Here is a 15403-nt window from a genome sequence, read left to right as displayed (position 1 = left end):
GCCGGCTGCGAGATCTTGAGAAGGATTGGGGAACATGGGAATTCTTGACGGCAAGCGCATTCTCGTCACCGGCGTGCTGACGGAGGCGTCGATCGCCTTCGCCGCCGCCCGCCTGGCACAGGAGCAGGGCGCAGAGGTCATCCTGTCGTCGTTCGGACGGCAGATGAAGATCACCTCGATCATCGCCGAACGGCTGCCGAAGCCCGCTGAGGTCATCGAACTCGATGCCACCAACGACGAGGACCTGGCCGCACTGCCCGAGCGCCTCGGCGGCAACATCGACGGCATCGTCCACGCGATCGCCTTCGCCCCGAAGGACGCCCTCGGCGGTGTCTTCCTCGACACCCCGTTCGAGTCGGTCGCCAACGCCATGCAGGTCTCGGCGTTCTCGCTGAAGTCGATCGTCATGGCCGCCAAGCCGGTCATGAACCCCGGCGCCGGCGTCGTCGGCCTGACCTTCGATGCAACCGTCGCCTGGCCGGCCTACGACTGGATGGGCGTGTGCAAGGCAGCACTCGAATCGACCAACCGGTATCTCGCCAAGTACCTCGGCAAGGACCAGATCCGCTGCAACCTCGTCTCGGCAGGCCCGCTCAAGACGACGGCTGCCAAGTCGATCCCCGGCTTCGACGCCTTCGAAGACGTCTGGGGCGACCGGGCACCGCTCGGCTGGGACCAGACCGACACCGAACCGGCCGGCAAGGCGATCGTCGCCCTCATGTCGGACTGGTTCCCGGCGACAACCGGTGAGATGGTCCACGTCGACGGCGGTCTCCACTCGACCGGCGCCTGATAGGCCAACCGCCCGCCGGTCGGCGCTCGTCGACCCGCCGGGATCACACGCGCCCGGAAAGCTCGTGCTTTCCGGGCGCTTCTGCGTGCATGGGCGAGGAGAACTCGCGTACCGTAGGAGTCACCTGTTCGTCTGTGAAAGGACACCATGCCGTATCTGGTGATCGGCCGACATGCCAAGGCCGACCGGCCGCCGGTGGACGACTTCGACCGCCCGCTGACCGACGGAGGCTTCGCCGAAGCCGCCCGACTCGGTGAGTTCCTCACCGACTACCCGCTCGACTGCCTCATCAGCTCCGCTGCTCTGCGCACCATGCAGACTGCTCAGGGCGTCGCCGATGCCTTCGCGAAGGCCGGCACCGAGCTGGAGGTGCGTGCCGACGGGGCGCTGTACGACTCCGACGTCGATGACTGGGTGGAGGTCATCAGCACGATTCCGGCTGATTCGACCGGTGCCTACATCGTCGGGCACGAGCCGACGGTCTCGGAGGTCATCACCGAACTGTGCGCCGACTTCGAACTGAACACGAAGTTCAGGCCGTCGTCGATCGCGATCTTCGACCTCCCGGCCTGGGGAGTGGCCGCCGGCGGCTTCCCTCAACCTGAGATCCACTGTTTCCGCGAGTGAGCGGGGCCTCGCTCAGTTCATGCGGCCGGTGACCGCTGCCCAGACGGCGTCGAGCCGGCGGACGGACACTGTCGCATCGGCCACCTCGGCCAGGGCCGGCTTGGGACAGAACGCGATGCCCAGGCCGGCCTCCTGGACCATGAGGGCGTCGTTGGCGCCGTCGCCGATCGCCACCGCCGCCTCAACAGGCATCCCGGCATCTTCGCACAGCTGCCGGAGGAACCGGCGTTTGAACTTCGCGTCGACGACTCGTCCCTCGACCTTGCCGGTGACCTTGCCGCCGGAGATCTCCAGAGTGTTGGCCGCATAGTCGGTGATCCCGAACTGCTCGGCCAGCGGCGCGAGGATCTGGGTGAAGCCCCCGGAGACCAGACCGACCCGGCCGCCGTTCGACTGCACGAGGCTCACGAGTTCGGCCGCCCCGCCGGTTGGGGTCACGGCTGCACGGACATCGTCGAGGACCTTCTCCGGCAGGCCCTTGAGCGTCTTCACCCGGGCGCGCAGGCTCTCTTCGAAGTCGAGTTCGCCGCGCATCGCCTTCTCGGTGACCTTGGCGACCTTCTTCGCCGCACCGGCCTCGGCGGCCAGCAGATCGATGACCTCGTCTTCGATGAAGGTCGAGTCGACGTCCATGACGACGATCTTGGGTGTGGTGCGGGCCAGGGGAGCCGGGACGACGACGACATCAGCGCCCTCGGCGATCTCATGTGCGCGGCTGAGCTGGGCCGGCAGCTGGTCGTCGGTCACAAGCTTGGAGGCAACGGAGAAGGCCGGCTGTGTGCCGCCTGCGACCGTGCGCACGATGCTGATCCTGTGCATGCGCACCAGTCTACGCACGCCGGCATCCGCGCTGTCAGGGAGCCGAGCCTTGCCTGGGTGCAGGGGCCTCGGCGGTCACCGCAGTGACAACCTCGATAGCGGCGGCGTGGACGCGGGCCAGCGCGGCTCCGAGCTGCGCGGGCTGCACGGCTGCCGGGACGAGCACGCTGCGCATCGCCTCGTGGATCTCGAGCGCGGTGATGAGCTGCTGGGCATCGGCCGGGTCGGGTAAGAACGCGGCCACCGCCTCGGCGGCGGCCGGTGGGCCAGTGAGCTCGGCCTGCCAGTCCCGCCACTGCCAGTCGCCAATCCCAGCCGGCACCTCGGGTAAGGCCTCGACAGTCGCCAGCGCCTCCATCGTCGCCTGGCGCAGCTCACGCGACGCCTCGGCGGCACTGACCGCCCCGAGGCCGGCTGAACGCACCGGGGCGCACGGGATGAAGCGCATCGCCGCCTCGGCGTCGATGACGATGAGCGCACGCGCCTGGCCACCTGCTTCGGCGACCGCGACCGACTGGGCGCCGGCCAGCAGCCGGCGGTGGGCCCGGTCGACCTTCGGCACGGTGATCGGCAGGCTCGGATGGATGAGCACACAGCGGATCCGGTCGATGCCAGCCGCCCACAGCCTGGGCAGGGACAGCAGCATCCCAGCCGGCACCTCGGCGGCGGGATCGAGGGCATCATCGGCCATCAGCAGCGGCACCGGGTGCCCGGATGTGAGATACGCCTCAGCGCAGTCATCAGGGCTCGCCCGGCCGGCCAGCCACGCGCTGGCGGTGAGCGCGAACAGCAGGCTCGGCAGGGTCGCATCGAGTTCGGTGCGGGGGTGAGCGGACATTGTGCACACTGTAGAACATGCCCCTGGAGGGGCGAGGAACGGCAGTCTGTTCTGTACTAAGGTTTGGTCTATGAGCGATGTTCTGGTCCTTGACGATGTCCGTGTCCGCCGTGGGGAGAACCTCCTTCTTAACGGTCTGTCCCTGCAGGTGAGCGAAGGGCAGCATTGGACGATCCTGGGTCCCAACGGAGCCGGCAAGACCACGCTGCTCGAACTGGCCTCCGGGCGCATGCACCCCAGCTCCGGCTCCGTCGACATCCTCAGCCACCGCCTCGGGCGCGTCGACGTCTTCGAACTGCGCCCGCGCATCGGGTATGCCTCCCAGCATCTGGCTGCGCGCATGCCGAACTCCGAGAAGGTCATCGACATCATCCTCACCGCCGCCTACGGCGTGCTCGGCCGCTGGACCGAGGCCTATGACGAGGTCGACACCTCCCGGGCCGAGGACCTGCTGGCAGCCTTCGGGATGGAGAAGATGAGCGAACGCCGCTTCGGCAGCCTGTCCGAAGGTGAGCGCAAGCGCGTGCAGATCGCCCGCGCACTCATGACCGACCCTGAGCTGCTGCTGCTCGACGAGCCGGCCAGCGGACTCGACCTCGGCGGGCGCGAAGAGCTGCTGCAGGCGCTGACCGAGATCCTCTCCGCCCGCTACGCACCGACAACCCTCATGGTCACCCACCACGTCGAGGAGATCCCGCAGGGCATCACGCATGCGCTCCTGCTTAAGGACGGCGACGCCGTGGCCGCCGGGCCGATCGAGGAGACCCTGACGGCAGAGAACCTCTCGGAGACGTTCTCGGTGCCTGTCCGCATCGGAGTGGAGGACGGCCGCTACCACGCCCAGGCACGGTACTGAGCCGCCGGCATGGAACTGCATCACATCCTGCTGACGCTGCTCGCCGGCGTCGGCGCCGGAGGGATCAACGCGATCGTCGGCTCCGGCACCCTCATCACCTTCCCGGCTCTCGTCGCCTTCGGCGTGCCGCCGGTTACGGCGACGATGAGCAATGCCGTGGGCCTCATCCCCGGCAACATCGCCTCCTCGTTCGGCTACCGCACGGAGCTGGCCGGGCAGAAGAAGCGGATGCTCCAGCTCATCCCCGCCAGCCTGCTCGGCGCGCTCACCGGTGCGTATCTGCTGCTGCACCTGCCCGAGGATGCGTTCATCACGATCGTGCCGGTGCTGCTCGTGCTCGCCCTGCTGCTCGTGATCTTCCAGCCGATGCTCCAACGACTGCTGCGCGACCGGGCGATGCGCTCAGCCGACCAAGCCGCACCGGCACTCGACGATGCCGGGCCAGCCGGACCGCCGTCGATGTCGATCGGTCGGCACATCGCCGTGTTCATCGCCGTCTACGCCACAGCCGTCTACGGCGGATACTTCGCCGCCGCCCAGGGCATCATCCTCATCGCGCTGCTCGGCATGCTGCTGCCGGAGACCCTGCAGCGCATCAACGGCGCGAAGAACGTGCTCGTCCTGGTTGTCAACACGGTCGCGGCCAGCATCTACGTCATCGTCGGCTTCGACCGCATCAACTGGATGGCCGCCGGTCTCATCGCTGCCGGCTCGCTCATCGGCGGCTACCTCGGAGCGCGGGTGGGCCGGAAGTTCTCACCGGTGCTGCTGCGCAGCGTCATCGTCATCCTCGGCCTGGTGGCACTGTGGAACATCCTGCAGATGTGAGCCAGAAACGACGAACCCCATCATGAACACCCCGCGCAAGGCCGAACCCACCGAAGCTGAGATCCGTGCGCTGGCCGACGAATGCGGCATCAATGCCGACCGGCTGCGCTTCTTCGATGATCTCGACGCCCCGGAGCTGGCCGCCTACACGCAGCTGACTGATGTTCGGCTGCGCTCAGCGGCCGAACCCGAATGGGGCATCTACCTGGCCGAGAGCACGAAGATCATCCGCCGTGCCCTGGCCGCCGGACATGAGCCGCAGTCCTTCCTCATGAGCCGCAAGTGGTTCGCCGGCATGACCGACATCCTCACCGAGACGACCGGGCCGATCTACATCGGCACCGAAGCCCGGATCGAAGAACTCACCGGCTTCCACCTGCACCGCGGGGCGCTGGCGGCGATGGCCCGGCCGGCACCGCGCACCGCCGCCGAGGTGGTCGCTGAGGTGCTCGACGCTGGTGCGCCCCGGTGCCGGATCGCAGTGTTCGAAGGATTGGTCGATCACACCAACGTCGGGGCCGCCTTCCGGTCAGCTGCGGCACTCGGAGTCGATGCCGTGCTGGTGACACCGGAGTGTGCCGATCCGATGTACCGGCGGTCGATCCGCGTGTCGATGGGCACGGTCTTCCAGATCCCGTGGACGCGCATCGACCCGTGGCCAGCCGGCATCGACCTGCTCAAAGACGCAGGCTTCTACGTCGCTGGCATGTCACTGGGTGAAGGCGCGATCACCCTCGATGAGCTCGTGGCTGCCGAGCATCAGCGGCTGGCGCTCGTCTTCGGCACCGAAGGCGATGGCCTCAAGCGCGGCACGGACAGCCGTCTTGATGCACGGGTGACGATCCCGATGATGCACGGTGTGGACTCGCTCAACGTCGCAGCGAGTTCAGCGGTAGCGTTCTACGCGACGCGGTGACCGAGATCGCAATAGCTTCGGTGTCAGGGCAAGGCGCGGGCGGCGACTATTCAGTTCATCCGCGTTCGGCGCGAACCGTGCGCGTCGAACACGGGCCCCAACCTTCCGTCGGATGTCCGTGGTGCCCGGTAGGGTAAGAGCAAACAACGGAACATTGTTATTGCGCTGTGGCGCGGAGGAGAGAGCCCGTGGCACCGACCACCAAAGAGGCGCAGCGTACCGAGCTGCACAAGACCATCTGGCGCATCGCTAACGACCTGCGCGGAAGCGTAGACGGGTGGGACTTCAAGTCCTACGTGCTGGGGATGCTGTTCTATCGGTTCATCTCAGAGAACCTCACCGCCTACATCAACAGTGGCGAGCACGAAGCAGGGGACGCTTCGTTCGACTACACCAGGATGTCTGACTCGGAGGCGGAATTCGCGCGCGACGAAGTTGTCGCGGAGAAGGGGTTCTACATTCTGCCGTCCGACCTGTTTGTCAACGTCCGGGCGCGCGCGGCGCGGGATGAGAACCTCAATGAGACGCTCGAGCGGGTCTTCAAGAACATCGAGGCGTCGGCGCTGGGTACAGACAGTGAGGACGACATCAAGGGACTGTTCGACGACCTGGATGTGAACAGCAGCAAGCTCGGCTCAACTGTTGCCAAGCGCAATCAGAAGCTGGTGAAGTTGCTCGACGCGATCGGCGATCTGCCGCTGGGGCGGTGGGAGGACAACTCGATCGACCTGTTTGGCGATGCCTACGAGTACCTGATGCAGATGTACGCCGCCAATGCGGGAAAGTCCGGTGGTGAGTATTACACGCCGCAAGAGGTCTCCGAGCTGCTGGCGCGCATCACGGTCGTCGGCAAGGAGCAGGTCAATAAGGTCTACGACCCGGCCGTCGGCTCGGGTTCGCTGCTGCTGAAGTTCGACAAGGTGCTCGGCAAGAACAACGTCCCCCAGGGGTTCTACGGTCAGGAGATCAACCTGACCACGTACAACCTCGCGCGGATCAACATGTTCCTGCACGACGTGAACTATGCCGACTTCAACCTCGCCCATGGTGACACGCTCCTCGACCCCGCCCACTGGGACGATGAGCCGTTCGAGGCGATCGTTTCCAACCCGCCCTACTCCATCAAGTGGGAGGGCGATGCCAACCCGCTCTTGATCAACGACGAGCGGTTCGCGCCGGCTGGTGTCCTCGCGCCGAAGTCGAAGGCCGACTTGGCATTCACGATGCACATGCTCAGCTGGCTCGCCGTCAACGGCACGGCCGCGATCGTTGAGTTCCCTGGCGTTCTGTACCGCGGGGGAGCGGAGAAGAAGATTCGCCAGTACCTCGTCGACAACAACTACATTGATGCCGTCATCCAGCTGCCGCCGGACCTGTTCTTTGGTACAACGATCGCGACCTGCATCCTCGTGCTGAAGAAGTCGAAGAAGACCAGCGACGTACTGTTCATCGACGCGTCAGCCGAGTTCAAACGCGTCGGCAACAAGAACAAGCTGCTCGAGGAGCACCGGGGGCGGATCCTCGAAGCGTTCACGACGCGCGAGCCGCAGGACCACTTCGCCACCATCGTGGGCAACGAAGACATCGCAGCCAATGACTACAACATCGCGGTGTCGTCGTACGTGGAGGCGGAGGATACACGCGAGGAGGTCGACATCGTCGAGCTGAACGCCGAGATCGCGCGCATCGTCGCGCGCCAGGCCGAGCTCCGTGTAGCGATCGACGATATCGTGGCAGATCTGGAGGGCTCCAAGTGAGCGGCATCGATGACCTGATCCAGGAACTTTGCCCGGACGGGGTGGAGCATACTGGCGTTCTCGATATCGCCGACTACGTGCGTGGCATCACTTACAGCAAGAACGACGAGGATTCGGCAGGGGAGATTCAGGTGCTCCGCGCCAACAACATCACGCTCGCCTCCAACACGCTCAACTTTGAGGACGTGAAGCGTGTCTCAAGTCATGTTCGTGTTCGCGACGCACAGCGCCTGCGAGCTGGCGACACACTCATCTGTGCTGGTAGCGGTAGCCGCGATCACATAGGCAAGGTCGCATACATTCGCGAGGAGATCGGGCAGACGTTTGGTGGCTTCATGGCGGTCCTTCGCACGACTGATGCGCGTGTGGAAAGTCGATTTCTGTTCCATCTTCTCACGGGTAAGCGATTCAAAACTCACCTCGATCGCTCGCTCTCGACCTCGACGATCAATAACTTGAACGCCAGCGTCATGCGTGGGTTCCGCGTCCCCTTGCCGCCTCTCGAGGTGCAGCGCGAGATCGTGCGAGTATTGGATAAGTTCACTCAGCTGGAAGCGGAGCTGGAAGCGGAGCTGAAAGCGGAGCTGGAAGCCCGGCGCGCCCAATATTTGTACTACACATCGTCTCTCTTCGAAGGTGTGGTATCTGACGGTGCACGAATGGTCTCGATGCGTGACCTTGGACGCTGGTATGGTGGCGGTACGCCTTCGAAGAGCAAGCCAGAGTACTGGATCGATGGCACGGTCCCATGGGTATCGCCGAAGGACATGGGAAATTCGACCATATCCGACACGGAGGATCACATTACGGAAGCAGCAGTGGCGGGCTCATCAACGAAGCTCGTTCCAAGGCACGCCGTGGTGATTGTGACCCGATCCAGCATTCTTGATCACACACTTCCAGTCTCGTTTCTCACACGTCCTGCTGCTTTGAACCAGGATTTGAAAGCGGTGGTGGCTGCGGACGGAGTTCTTCCGCGCTATCTGTTCCACGCCATCCGGGGACAGCGCGCCGAGATGCTCCGTCGCGTCCGGCGTATCGGCGGATCTGTGGCGTCGCTTGACAGTAGGAAGCTCTGGGAGTTCGAGGTCCCAGTTCCCAGCGTTAGTGACCAAGAACGAGTCGTTCACATCATGGATCGCTTCGATGCTCTCACCAACGACATCAGTATCGGTCTCCCTGCCGAGCTTGCCGCCCGTCGCAAGCAGTACGAGTACTACCGCGACCGTCTGCTGGCCTTCAAGGAGCTACCGTCGTGAGCGATGCACCGGCGCGCACGTACGATCCGATTGCTGTCTCGTCGGAGAGCACGGTCGTCGCTGAGTATGTGCACGATCCGTTGCAGGCTGATGCGTATCAGTCGGAGTCCGCGCTCGAGAAGGAGATGGTTCGGCTCCTCCGAGGGCAAGCATACGACTACTTGCCGATCACGTCCGAGGCTGAGCTGGTCGCGAACCTGCGCAGGCAGCTGGAGAAGGTCAATAGAATGACCTTCTCGGATGCTGAGTGGGAGCAGTTCTTCACGACGAAGATCGCAGGTGCGAACGACGGCATCGTCGAGAAGACCGCGCGCGTGCAGGAGGATCACGTCCAGATCCTCAGGCGCGATGACGGGACGACGAAGAACGTCACGCTGGTCGACAAGACGAATATCCACAACAATCGGCTGCAGGTCATCAATCAGTACGAGATCGGTCGGGGCGAGGGTGACGCTGGCGAGGGTGGGGCGAGGTACGCCAATCGCTACGACGTGACCGTGCTGGTCAACGGGCTGCCGATGGTGCACATTGAGTTGAAGCGTCGCGGGGTGGACATCCGGGAGGCTTTCAACCAGATCAACCGGTACCAGCGCGACAGCTTTTGGGCGGGCTCGGGCCTGTTCGAGTACGTGCAATTGTTCGTGATCAGTAACGGCACGCTCACGAAGTACTACTCCAACAGCACTCGCAACAGGCACCTGGCCGAGCAGAAGAAGTCTGGCGGTGCCGGCAAGGGCAGGAAGACGAGTAACTCGTTCGAGTTCACCAGCTGGTGGGCCGATGCGAACAACAAGCCGATCACCGAGCTGACAGCGTTCGTGAAGACGTTCTTCGCGAAGCACTCGCTGTTGAACATCCTGACGAAGTACTGCGTGCTCACCGCGGACCGCGACCTGCTGGTGATGCGGCCATACCAGATCGTCGCGACCGAGCGGATGCTGCAGAAGATCCAGATCTCGACGAACTACAAGACGCTCGGCACACTCGACGCCGGAGGATACGTCTGGCACACCACCGGCTCGGGCAAGACGCTCACCTCGTTCAAGGCAGCGCAGCTCGCATCGAAGATGCCGAGTGTGGACAAGGTGCTGTTCGTCGTTGACCGCAAGGACCTCGACTACCAAACGATGCGAGAGTACGACCGGTTCGAGAAGGGCGCGGCGAACTCGAACACGTCGACGGCGGTGTTGAAGAAGCAGCTCGAGGACCCCGGTGCGCGGATCATCATCACAACGATCCAGAAGCTGTCGACGTTCATCAAGGCGAACAAGGGTCACGCGGTATTCTCGGGCCACGCGGTGATCATCTTCGATGAGTGCCACCGGTCGCAGTTCGGCGACATGCACACCGACATCACACGCGCGTTCAAGAAGTACAACCTGTTCGGGTTCACCGGCACGCCGATCTTCGCCGCCAACGCCGGCAGCGGCGGCAACCCTCAGTTGCGCACGACTGAGCAGGCGTTCGGCGACAAGTTGCACACGTACACGATCGTCGACGCCATCACAGACAAGAACGTGCTGCCGTTCCGGATCGACTACATCAACACCATTAAGGTCGGGAACCCCGACGACTCACAGGTGTCAGCGATCGACCGTGAGCGAGCTCTTCTGGATGTGCGCCGGATCCGGCAAGTCGTGGCTTACATTCTGGAGCACTTCGATCAGAAGACGAAGCGCGCATCGAGCTACGAACACGGCGTCGTGACGAACGTTGCCGACTCGGTGCGGGGCCGGCGTCAGGCGGAGGCACTCACGGAGCGGAAGCGGGTTCGCGGATTCAACGCGCTGTTCGCTACCGCGTCGATCGATGCCGCACGCCGCTACTACAACCAGTTTCAGCTGCAGATGGAGGAGCTGCCACCGGACAAGCGGCTGAAGATCGGGCTGATCTTCAGCTACGGCGCGAACGAGGCCGAAGCCGACGGAATCCTCGATGATGAAGCTTTCGACACCGATGCGCTCGACCTCGACACGCGCTCGTTCCTGGAAGACGCGATTCAGGACTACAACGACATGTTCGGGACCAGCTACGACACGAGCGCCGACCGGTTCCAGAACTACTACAAGGACCTGTCGCAGCGGATGAAGAACCGCGAGATCGACCTGGTGATCGTGGTGAACATGTTCCTCACCGGCTTCGACGCGACCACACTGAACACGCTGTTCGTCGACAAGAACCTGCGCGCCCACGGCCTGATCCAGGCGTACTCGCGCACGAATCGCATCCTCAACTCGGTGAAGACCTATGGCAACATCGTCGCCTTCCGCGACCTCGAGGAAGAAACGAACGCCGCGCTGGAACTGTTCGGCAACAAGGACGCCCGCGGCGTCGTCCTGCTGAAACCGTACGGGGATTACTACGGCGAGTATGCCGACAAGGTCACCGAACTGCTCACGTACTTCCCGATCGGGCAGCAGATCGTAGGGGAGCAGGCGCAGAAGGGCTTCATCCAGCTTTTCGGCGCGATCCTGCGGCTGCGGAATATCCTCAGCTCGTTCGACGACTTCTGTGGCAACGACCCACTCACTGAGCGACGTCGTCAGGACTACACCAGCATCTACCTGCGCCTCCGCGACGAGTACACGCGAGACCGCGACGGCGACAGAGAAGTCATCAATGATGACGTGGTGTTCGAGATCGAGCTCGTCAAGCAGGTAGAGATCAACGTCGACTACATCCTCATGCTCGTCGAAAAGCTCCGTACCGAAAAGGGCGACGGTGACGACAAGGAAGTCCGTGCCGAGATCACGCGCGCTGTCGATGCGAGCCCGACCCTGCGCAGTAAGCGCGACCTCGTGGAGGACTTCGTCGAGTCGGTATCGCTGCAGGGCGCGGTCGATGAGCAGTGGCAGGCGTACATCGCCGCGAAGCGCGAGTCTGAGCTTCAAGACCTCATCGAAGCGCACAAGCTTAAGCGGGAGGAGACGCAGTCGTTCGTGGATGCGGCGTTCCGAGACGGACATTTGCGCACGACAGGCACCGAGATCATCCGCATCCTGCCGCCCGTGTCACGATTCAACCGCGAGTCCAACCACGGCGACAAAAAGAAACGAGTCATCAATGCGCTCTCCGGATTCATTGAGCGATTCCGGGGACTTACCGCAGGGAATGGCGAGTCTGGAGACTGAGGTCAGCACGTAGAGTGCTGACGGTACAGTCGCTATTGGGCCACAGCGCCAAGCTGGTAGCGCTCTGTTTCGATAGGCTGACCTCTGGCATTGCTGACAAAAAAGGGAGACGTCTGTGACCGAGGAGCAGAGTGTGCCGGCAGCCACCGGAAACGTACCCGGACCGCTGTGCGAGGAGCACCCGGAGCTGGCTGCGGCCCTGGAGGCCGGGCGGATCACCGGCGAGGTCGGCACTCCGCGGGAGAACAACCTCTCCCACATCCACCGGTTCCTCGATCAGGAGCGGCAGTTCGACTTCGGTGTCGAGCTGACCCAGGAATGGGATTACGAGAAGGTCTTCGCGCTCATGGTGGAGAAGGTCGGTCTGCGTCCGGATCCGGAATTCACCGAAGGTGTCGACACAATCTCCACCGAACGCTGCATCGAAGCGCTGATGCGCTTTGGTGATGTCCTCGGTTCGGCGGTCGCGGCTGAGGCCCAAATCCTCTTCGCCACTGGACATCCCGGCGGGATGCTGCCGGTGCACATGGCCTTCGCCGCGTGGGCAGCCGAAAACGGTGCCCAGGTGATCTCACCTGACGGGTACATCGCAGTCCCGGACATCGGCGGGGACCTGCGGCGCATCAGCGGCGTGTGGGTATGGCACCAGCACGGCGGCGTGCCGCATACACACCTAGCCGAACCGATGGCAGCGCTGCTCGATGAGCTGAAGACCAGGGGAGAAGAGGCACCGGACCTCGTCGTCGCCGATCACGGGTGGGCCGGCTGTGCCGGCACCCGCGGGTTGCGTTCGATCGGGTTCGCCGACTGCAACGACCCTGCCCTCTTCGTCGCCGAGGCGCAGGGCCAGGTCGACGTCAGTGTGCCGCTCGATGACGATGTCGTCCCGCAGCTGTACCAGCCACTCATCGACTTCGTCCTGACCACCGCTGCCAGGCAGCTCGACGGCTGAGCTCCCGCGGAGCCCGGCTTGCCGCGGGTGGTCAGACCTCGATCGCGAGGTCCTCGACCACCTCGGCGCCGGGGATTGCTGCCAGTGTTTCACCGGAGAGGATGATCTTCGAGCCGCGGATGCCCGAGCCGATCACCACCTCGGGTTCGGTGACGATGCGTGAGTCGATGAGGATCCGGTAGCCGGCCGGCAGACCGAAGGGTCCGATGCCGCCGTACTCCATACCCGATTCGGCACACGCCCGCTCCTGGTCCATGAACGAGGCCTTGCGCACATCGAGCAGCTTGCGCACCCGCTTGTTGACATCAGCGCGAGTGTGGGCGAGGACCATGCAAGCGGCGATGCGCTCCTCACCGGCCCGGGAACCTGCGACGATGACGCAGTTGGCCGAATGCTGGTCCTTGAGCCCATATGCTTCGGTCAGCGCGGCAGTGTCAGCCAGGTCCGGATCGATGGCGAACACGTCGACCGGATGCTCGGCCGGGAACCCGGCCACCGCCTCGGCGGTGGGAGCGGCGAGCAGCTCGGGGTGCTCGCGGGCTGGAACCGTCTCGACGGGGGCAGGGGCATGGGAGAGGATCGTCCAGGATGACATGGCTTCATGACAGCACACCGCCGGCGGGGGCCGGATCGCCGACCGCAGTGCGGACACCCTGCTTCTGCGGGGCCGAATCGCGTCCGGTGGCCGCGACCTGTATAGTTGGCTGGTGGCTCATTTCGGAGTCGCACGTGAATTTGGGCACTGGCAGGCGGGGGAGGCTTCCGCATCAGGCGCCCTGACGAATTCAAACAAAGGACATTTCATGAAGAAGGACATCCACCCGGAGTACCGCACGGTCGTCTTCAACGACCTTGCCTCGGGCACCAAGTTCGTCACTCGCTCCACCGTTGAGAGCGAGAAGACCATCGAGTGGGAAGACGGCAACACCTACCCGCTCATCGACGTCGAGATCTCCTCGGCCTCGCACCCGTTCTACACCGGCAAGCAGCGCATCCTCGACTCCGCCGGCCGCGTGGAGAAGTTCAAGGACCGCTACAAGGGCTTCGGCAAGCGCCGCTGAGTGCGCGATGCGCTTCAACGCGCATCCTGCAGCACCCCGGCGATTGCGCCGCAGACTTCTGGCTCGTGACGATCTGTCACGGGCCAGAAGTGTTTTCAGAGGCTTTCAGCCGGGCTGGGAGCCGGCAGGCATGCGCAAGGCGGGCCGTCAGTGACTGACGGCCCGCCCTTTGCAGTGCTTTATAGAGTTTTTACTAACTCAGTGCTGTTCGACGACGATGCCCTCATGCCGGTAGCAGCGGGCGGCCGGGTGCAGCAGTGAGCCGACGCCGGTGGCGTTCGGAACGGCGGCACCGATGCCGTGGGCGACGGTCTCCTTGGACTTGCGCACCGCCTCGGGCACGGACAAGCCGGTCGCCAGGCCAGCGGCGATCGCTGCGGCGAAGGAGCAGCCGGCACCGTTGACGAGGTCGTTGGTGATCTTCTTGCTGCTGAAGGTCGTCAGGGTCTGCCCGTCGTAGAGGACGTCGATGGCCTCGTCGGTGTCCAGACGCGCCCCGCCCTTGACGACGACGTTGTCAGCGCCCATCGCGTGGATCGCCTTGGCCGCCTCTGCCATCTCATCGACGTTCGTAAGCTCGGCGGCCCCGACGAGGGTTGCGGCCTCTTCGAGGTTCGGGGTGATGACGGTGGCCAGGGGCACGAGGTTCTCGATGAACAGGTCCTTGAGGTCGACCATCGAGCCCGTTCCCTTGCACACGAGCACGGGATCGAAGACGTAGGGCAGGTGGTTGTTCTTCAGCCGGTCGGCGAGCACGAGGGCGGAGTCGACGGAGCCGACCATGCCGGACTTGATGACGTCGTAGTCGTGGATCGTCAGGGTCGAGTCGAGCTGCTGGCGGATGAAGTCGGCGTCCTGGAACTCAGCGGAGTGGTAGAAGCCGTTGTCCGGATCGAAGGTCACCACGCAGGTGATGACCGCTGCGCTGAAGACGCCGTACTCCTCGAACATCTTCATATCGGCGCCGAGGCCGGCGCCGCCGGAGACATCGAGTCCGGCCACCGTCAGGCCGCGAGGTGCTGTCATTGGGGTTCCTTTCCATCGGCCGCAGCCCCTGCCATGGCGGCTCCGGCGTATTCGTGCTGTCTCCATGCCTCGTACATCGCAATCGAAGCCGAGTTCGCCAGGTTGAGCGACCGGCGCGCCGGCAGCATCGGGATTCTGACCTGCTGTGCGATATGCGGATCGGCCAGCACATCGTCATCGAGGCCGGTCGACTCCTTGCCGAACAGGAGCACATCGCCGTCAGTGTAGGCGATCTCACCGAAACCGGTCTGTGCGTGCGTGGTGAAGGCGATGACCCGGCGGTCGCCGAGGTGCTCCCACAGGTGCGCGAGATCCGGGTGGACGGTGACGTGCGCGAGGTCGTGGTAGTCGAGTCCGGCCCGGCGCAGCTTGGCATCGGAGAGGTCGAATCCGAGGGGTTCGACCAGGTGCAGATGCGCTCCGGTGACCGCTGCCAGGCGGATGGCGTTTCCCGTGTTTCCCGGGATCTCCGGGGTGTGGAAGACGATGTCGATGTTCATGGCGTTCTAAGCTTAGCGGCTCAGCAGGCCGGTGCTGTGC

At 64.1% G+C, this 15403-nt stretch carries 15 protein-coding genes; 10 read left to right on the top strand and 5 right to left on the bottom strand.

Going from position 1 to position 15403, the window contains the following annotated elements; translation table 11 throughout:
* Positions 1-34: 34 nt before the first annotated feature.
* On the top strand, positions 35-793 hold the full coding sequence (gene fabI, locus HLA91_RS07215; RefSeq protein WP_165882911.1) for an enoyl-ACP reductase FabI: 759 nt from the start codon (positions 35-37) through the stop codon (positions 791-793).
* A 147-nt stretch (positions 794-940) separates the two neighbouring features.
* A complete protein-coding gene (locus tag HLA91_RS07210) occupies positions 941-1420 on the top strand; it encodes a SixA phosphatase family protein (protein WP_102160175.1) in 480 nt (159 codons plus the stop codon).
* A 12-nt stretch (positions 1421-1432) separates the two neighbouring features.
* On the opposite strand, the gene serB is transcribed toward HLA91_RS07210, so the two are convergent.
* Together serB and HLA91_RS07200 are read right to left on the bottom strand one after the other, a co-directional pair.
* A complete protein-coding gene (serB, locus tag HLA91_RS07205; RefSeq protein WP_170274126.1) occupies positions 1433-2239 on the bottom strand; it encodes a phosphoserine phosphatase SerB in 807 nt (268 codons plus the stop codon).
* A gap of 34 nt (positions 2240-2273) precedes the next feature.
* Entirely contained in the window at positions 2274-3077 is an 804-nt protein-coding gene (locus tag HLA91_RS07200; protein WP_170274125.1) for a hypothetical protein, read from the bottom strand.
* Between the two features lie 70 nt (positions 3078-3147).
* On the opposite strand from HLA91_RS07200, the gene HLA91_RS07195 reads away from it, so the two are divergent.
* The 7 genes from HLA91_RS07195 to HLA91_RS07165 all read left to right on the top strand — a co-directional run bounded on the left by HLA91_RS07195 (position 3148) and on the right by HLA91_RS07165 (position 12776).
* Positions 3148-3933: an ABC transporter ATP-binding protein gene (locus HLA91_RS07195; RefSeq protein WP_170274124.1), complete on the top strand. Its 786-nt coding sequence runs from the start codon at positions 3148-3150 to the stop codon at positions 3931-3933.
* Positions 3934-3942: 9 nt separating this feature from the next.
* Positions 3943-4761: a sulfite exporter TauE/SafE family protein gene (locus HLA91_RS07190; RefSeq protein WP_170274123.1), complete on the top strand. Its 819-nt coding sequence runs from the start codon at positions 3943-3945 to the stop codon at positions 4759-4761.
* Positions 4762-4783: 22 nt separating this feature from the next.
* Positions 4784-5677, top strand: coding sequence for a TrmH family RNA methyltransferase (locus HLA91_RS07185; protein ID WP_170274122.1), 894 nt, complete (start codon positions 4784-4786; stop codon positions 5675-5677).
* A gap of 188 nt (positions 5678-5865) precedes the next feature.
* Positions 5866-7434, top strand: coding sequence for a type I restriction-modification system subunit M (locus HLA91_RS07180; RefSeq protein WP_170274121.1), 1569 nt, complete (start codon positions 5866-5868; stop codon positions 7432-7434).
* Entirely contained in the window at positions 7431-8693 is a 1263-nt protein-coding gene (locus tag HLA91_RS07175) for a restriction endonuclease subunit S (protein WP_170274120.1), read from the top strand. Before HLA91_RS07180 ends, HLA91_RS07175 begins: the two co-directional genes overlap by 4 nt.
* Positions 8690-11824 carry a type I restriction endonuclease subunit R, EcoR124 family gene (locus tag HLA91_RS07170; RefSeq protein ID WP_170274119.1) on the top strand — a complete coding sequence of 1045 codons (3135 nt, stop codon included), beginning with the start codon at positions 8690-8692 and terminating at the stop codon, positions 11822-11824. The genes HLA91_RS07175 and HLA91_RS07170 overlap by 4 nt, the downstream gene beginning before the upstream one ends.
* 115 nt (positions 11825-11939) lie before the next feature.
* Complete coding sequence (locus tag HLA91_RS07165) at positions 11940-12776, top strand: phosphatase (protein ID WP_338076732.1); 837 nt, start codon at positions 11940-11942, stop codon at positions 12774-12776.
* A gap of 31 nt (positions 12777-12807) precedes the next feature.
* Here HLA91_RS07165 and HLA91_RS07160 read toward each other — a convergent pair whose 3' ends face one another.
* Positions 12808-13371, bottom strand: coding sequence for a YbaK/EbsC family protein (locus HLA91_RS07160; RefSeq protein WP_170274118.1), 564 nt, complete (start codon positions 13369-13371; stop codon positions 12808-12810).
* Positions 13372-13579: 208 nt separating this feature from the next.
* Here HLA91_RS07160 and HLA91_RS07155 point away from each other — a divergent pair, with 208 nt between their 5' ends.
* Positions 13580-13837, top strand: coding sequence for a type B 50S ribosomal protein L31 (locus tag HLA91_RS07155; protein ID WP_102160149.1), 258 nt, complete (start codon positions 13580-13582; stop codon positions 13835-13837).
* A 198-nt stretch (positions 13838-14035) separates the two neighbouring features.
* Here the strand turns inward: HLA91_RS07155 and HLA91_RS07150 are convergent, their stop codons facing one another.
* The gene (locus HLA91_RS07150) at positions 14036-14863 is read right to left on the bottom strand and encodes a PfkB family carbohydrate kinase (protein ID WP_170274117.1); all 828 of its coding nucleotides are present in this window, start codon (positions 14861-14863) and stop codon (positions 14036-14038) included.
* Positions 14860-15363 (bottom strand): tRNA (cytidine(34)-2'-O)-methyltransferase, encoded by a 504-nt coding sequence (locus HLA91_RS07145; RefSeq protein WP_170274116.1) that lies wholly within the window; start codon positions 15361-15363, stop codon positions 14860-14862. Before HLA91_RS07145 ends, HLA91_RS07150 begins: the two co-directional genes overlap by 4 nt.
* Between the last annotated feature and the right edge of the window lie 40 nt (positions 15364-15403).

The sequence above is a fragment of the Brevibacterium luteolum genome, assembly GCF_013004595.1.
Lineage (GTDB): Bacteria > Actinomycetota > Actinomycetes > Actinomycetales > Brevibacteriaceae > Brevibacterium > Brevibacterium luteolum.
The sequence above is the reverse complement of the archived record's forward strand: the minus strand, read 5'-3'. Positions and strand labels throughout refer to the sequence as shown.

Excerpts from the sequence above, each read along its gene's own strand:
- fabI (WP_165882911.1), top strand. The coding sequence starts at position 35 with ATGGGAATTCTTGACGGCAAGCGCATTCTCGTCACCGGCGTGCTGACG.
- HLA91_RS07210 (WP_102160175.1), top strand. The coding sequence starts at position 941 with ATGCCGTATCTGGTGATCGGCCGACATGCCAAGGCCGACCGGCCGCCG.
- serB (WP_170274126.1), bottom strand. The coding sequence starts at position 2,239 with ATGCACAGGATCAGCATCGTGCGCACGGTCGCAGGCGGCACACAGCCG.
- HLA91_RS07200 (WP_170274125.1), bottom strand. The coding sequence starts at position 3,077 with ATGTCCGCTCACCCCCGCACCGAACTCGATGCGACCCTGCCGAGCCTG.
- HLA91_RS07195 (WP_170274124.1), top strand. The coding sequence starts at position 3,148 with ATGAGCGATGTTCTGGTCCTTGACGATGTCCGTGTCCGCCGTGGGGAG.
- HLA91_RS07190 (WP_170274123.1), top strand. The coding sequence starts at position 3,943 with ATGGAACTGCATCACATCCTGCTGACGCTGCTCGCCGGCGTCGGCGCC.
- HLA91_RS07185 (WP_170274122.1), top strand. The coding sequence starts at position 4,784 with ATGAACACCCCGCGCAAGGCCGAACCCACCGAAGCTGAGATCCGTGCG.
- HLA91_RS07160 (WP_170274118.1), bottom strand. The coding sequence starts at position 13,371 with ATGTCATCCTGGACGATCCTCTCCCATGCCCCTGCCCCCGTCGAGACG.
- HLA91_RS07155 (WP_102160149.1), top strand. The coding sequence starts at position 13,580 with ATGAAGAAGGACATCCACCCGGAGTACCGCACGGTCGTCTTCAACGAC.
- HLA91_RS07150 (WP_170274117.1), bottom strand. The coding sequence starts at position 14,863 with ATGACAGCACCTCGCGGCCTGACGGTGGCCGGACTCGATGTCTCCGGC.
- HLA91_RS07145 (WP_170274116.1), bottom strand. The coding sequence starts at position 15,363 with ATGAACATCGACATCGTCTTCCACACCCCGGAGATCCCGGGAAACACG.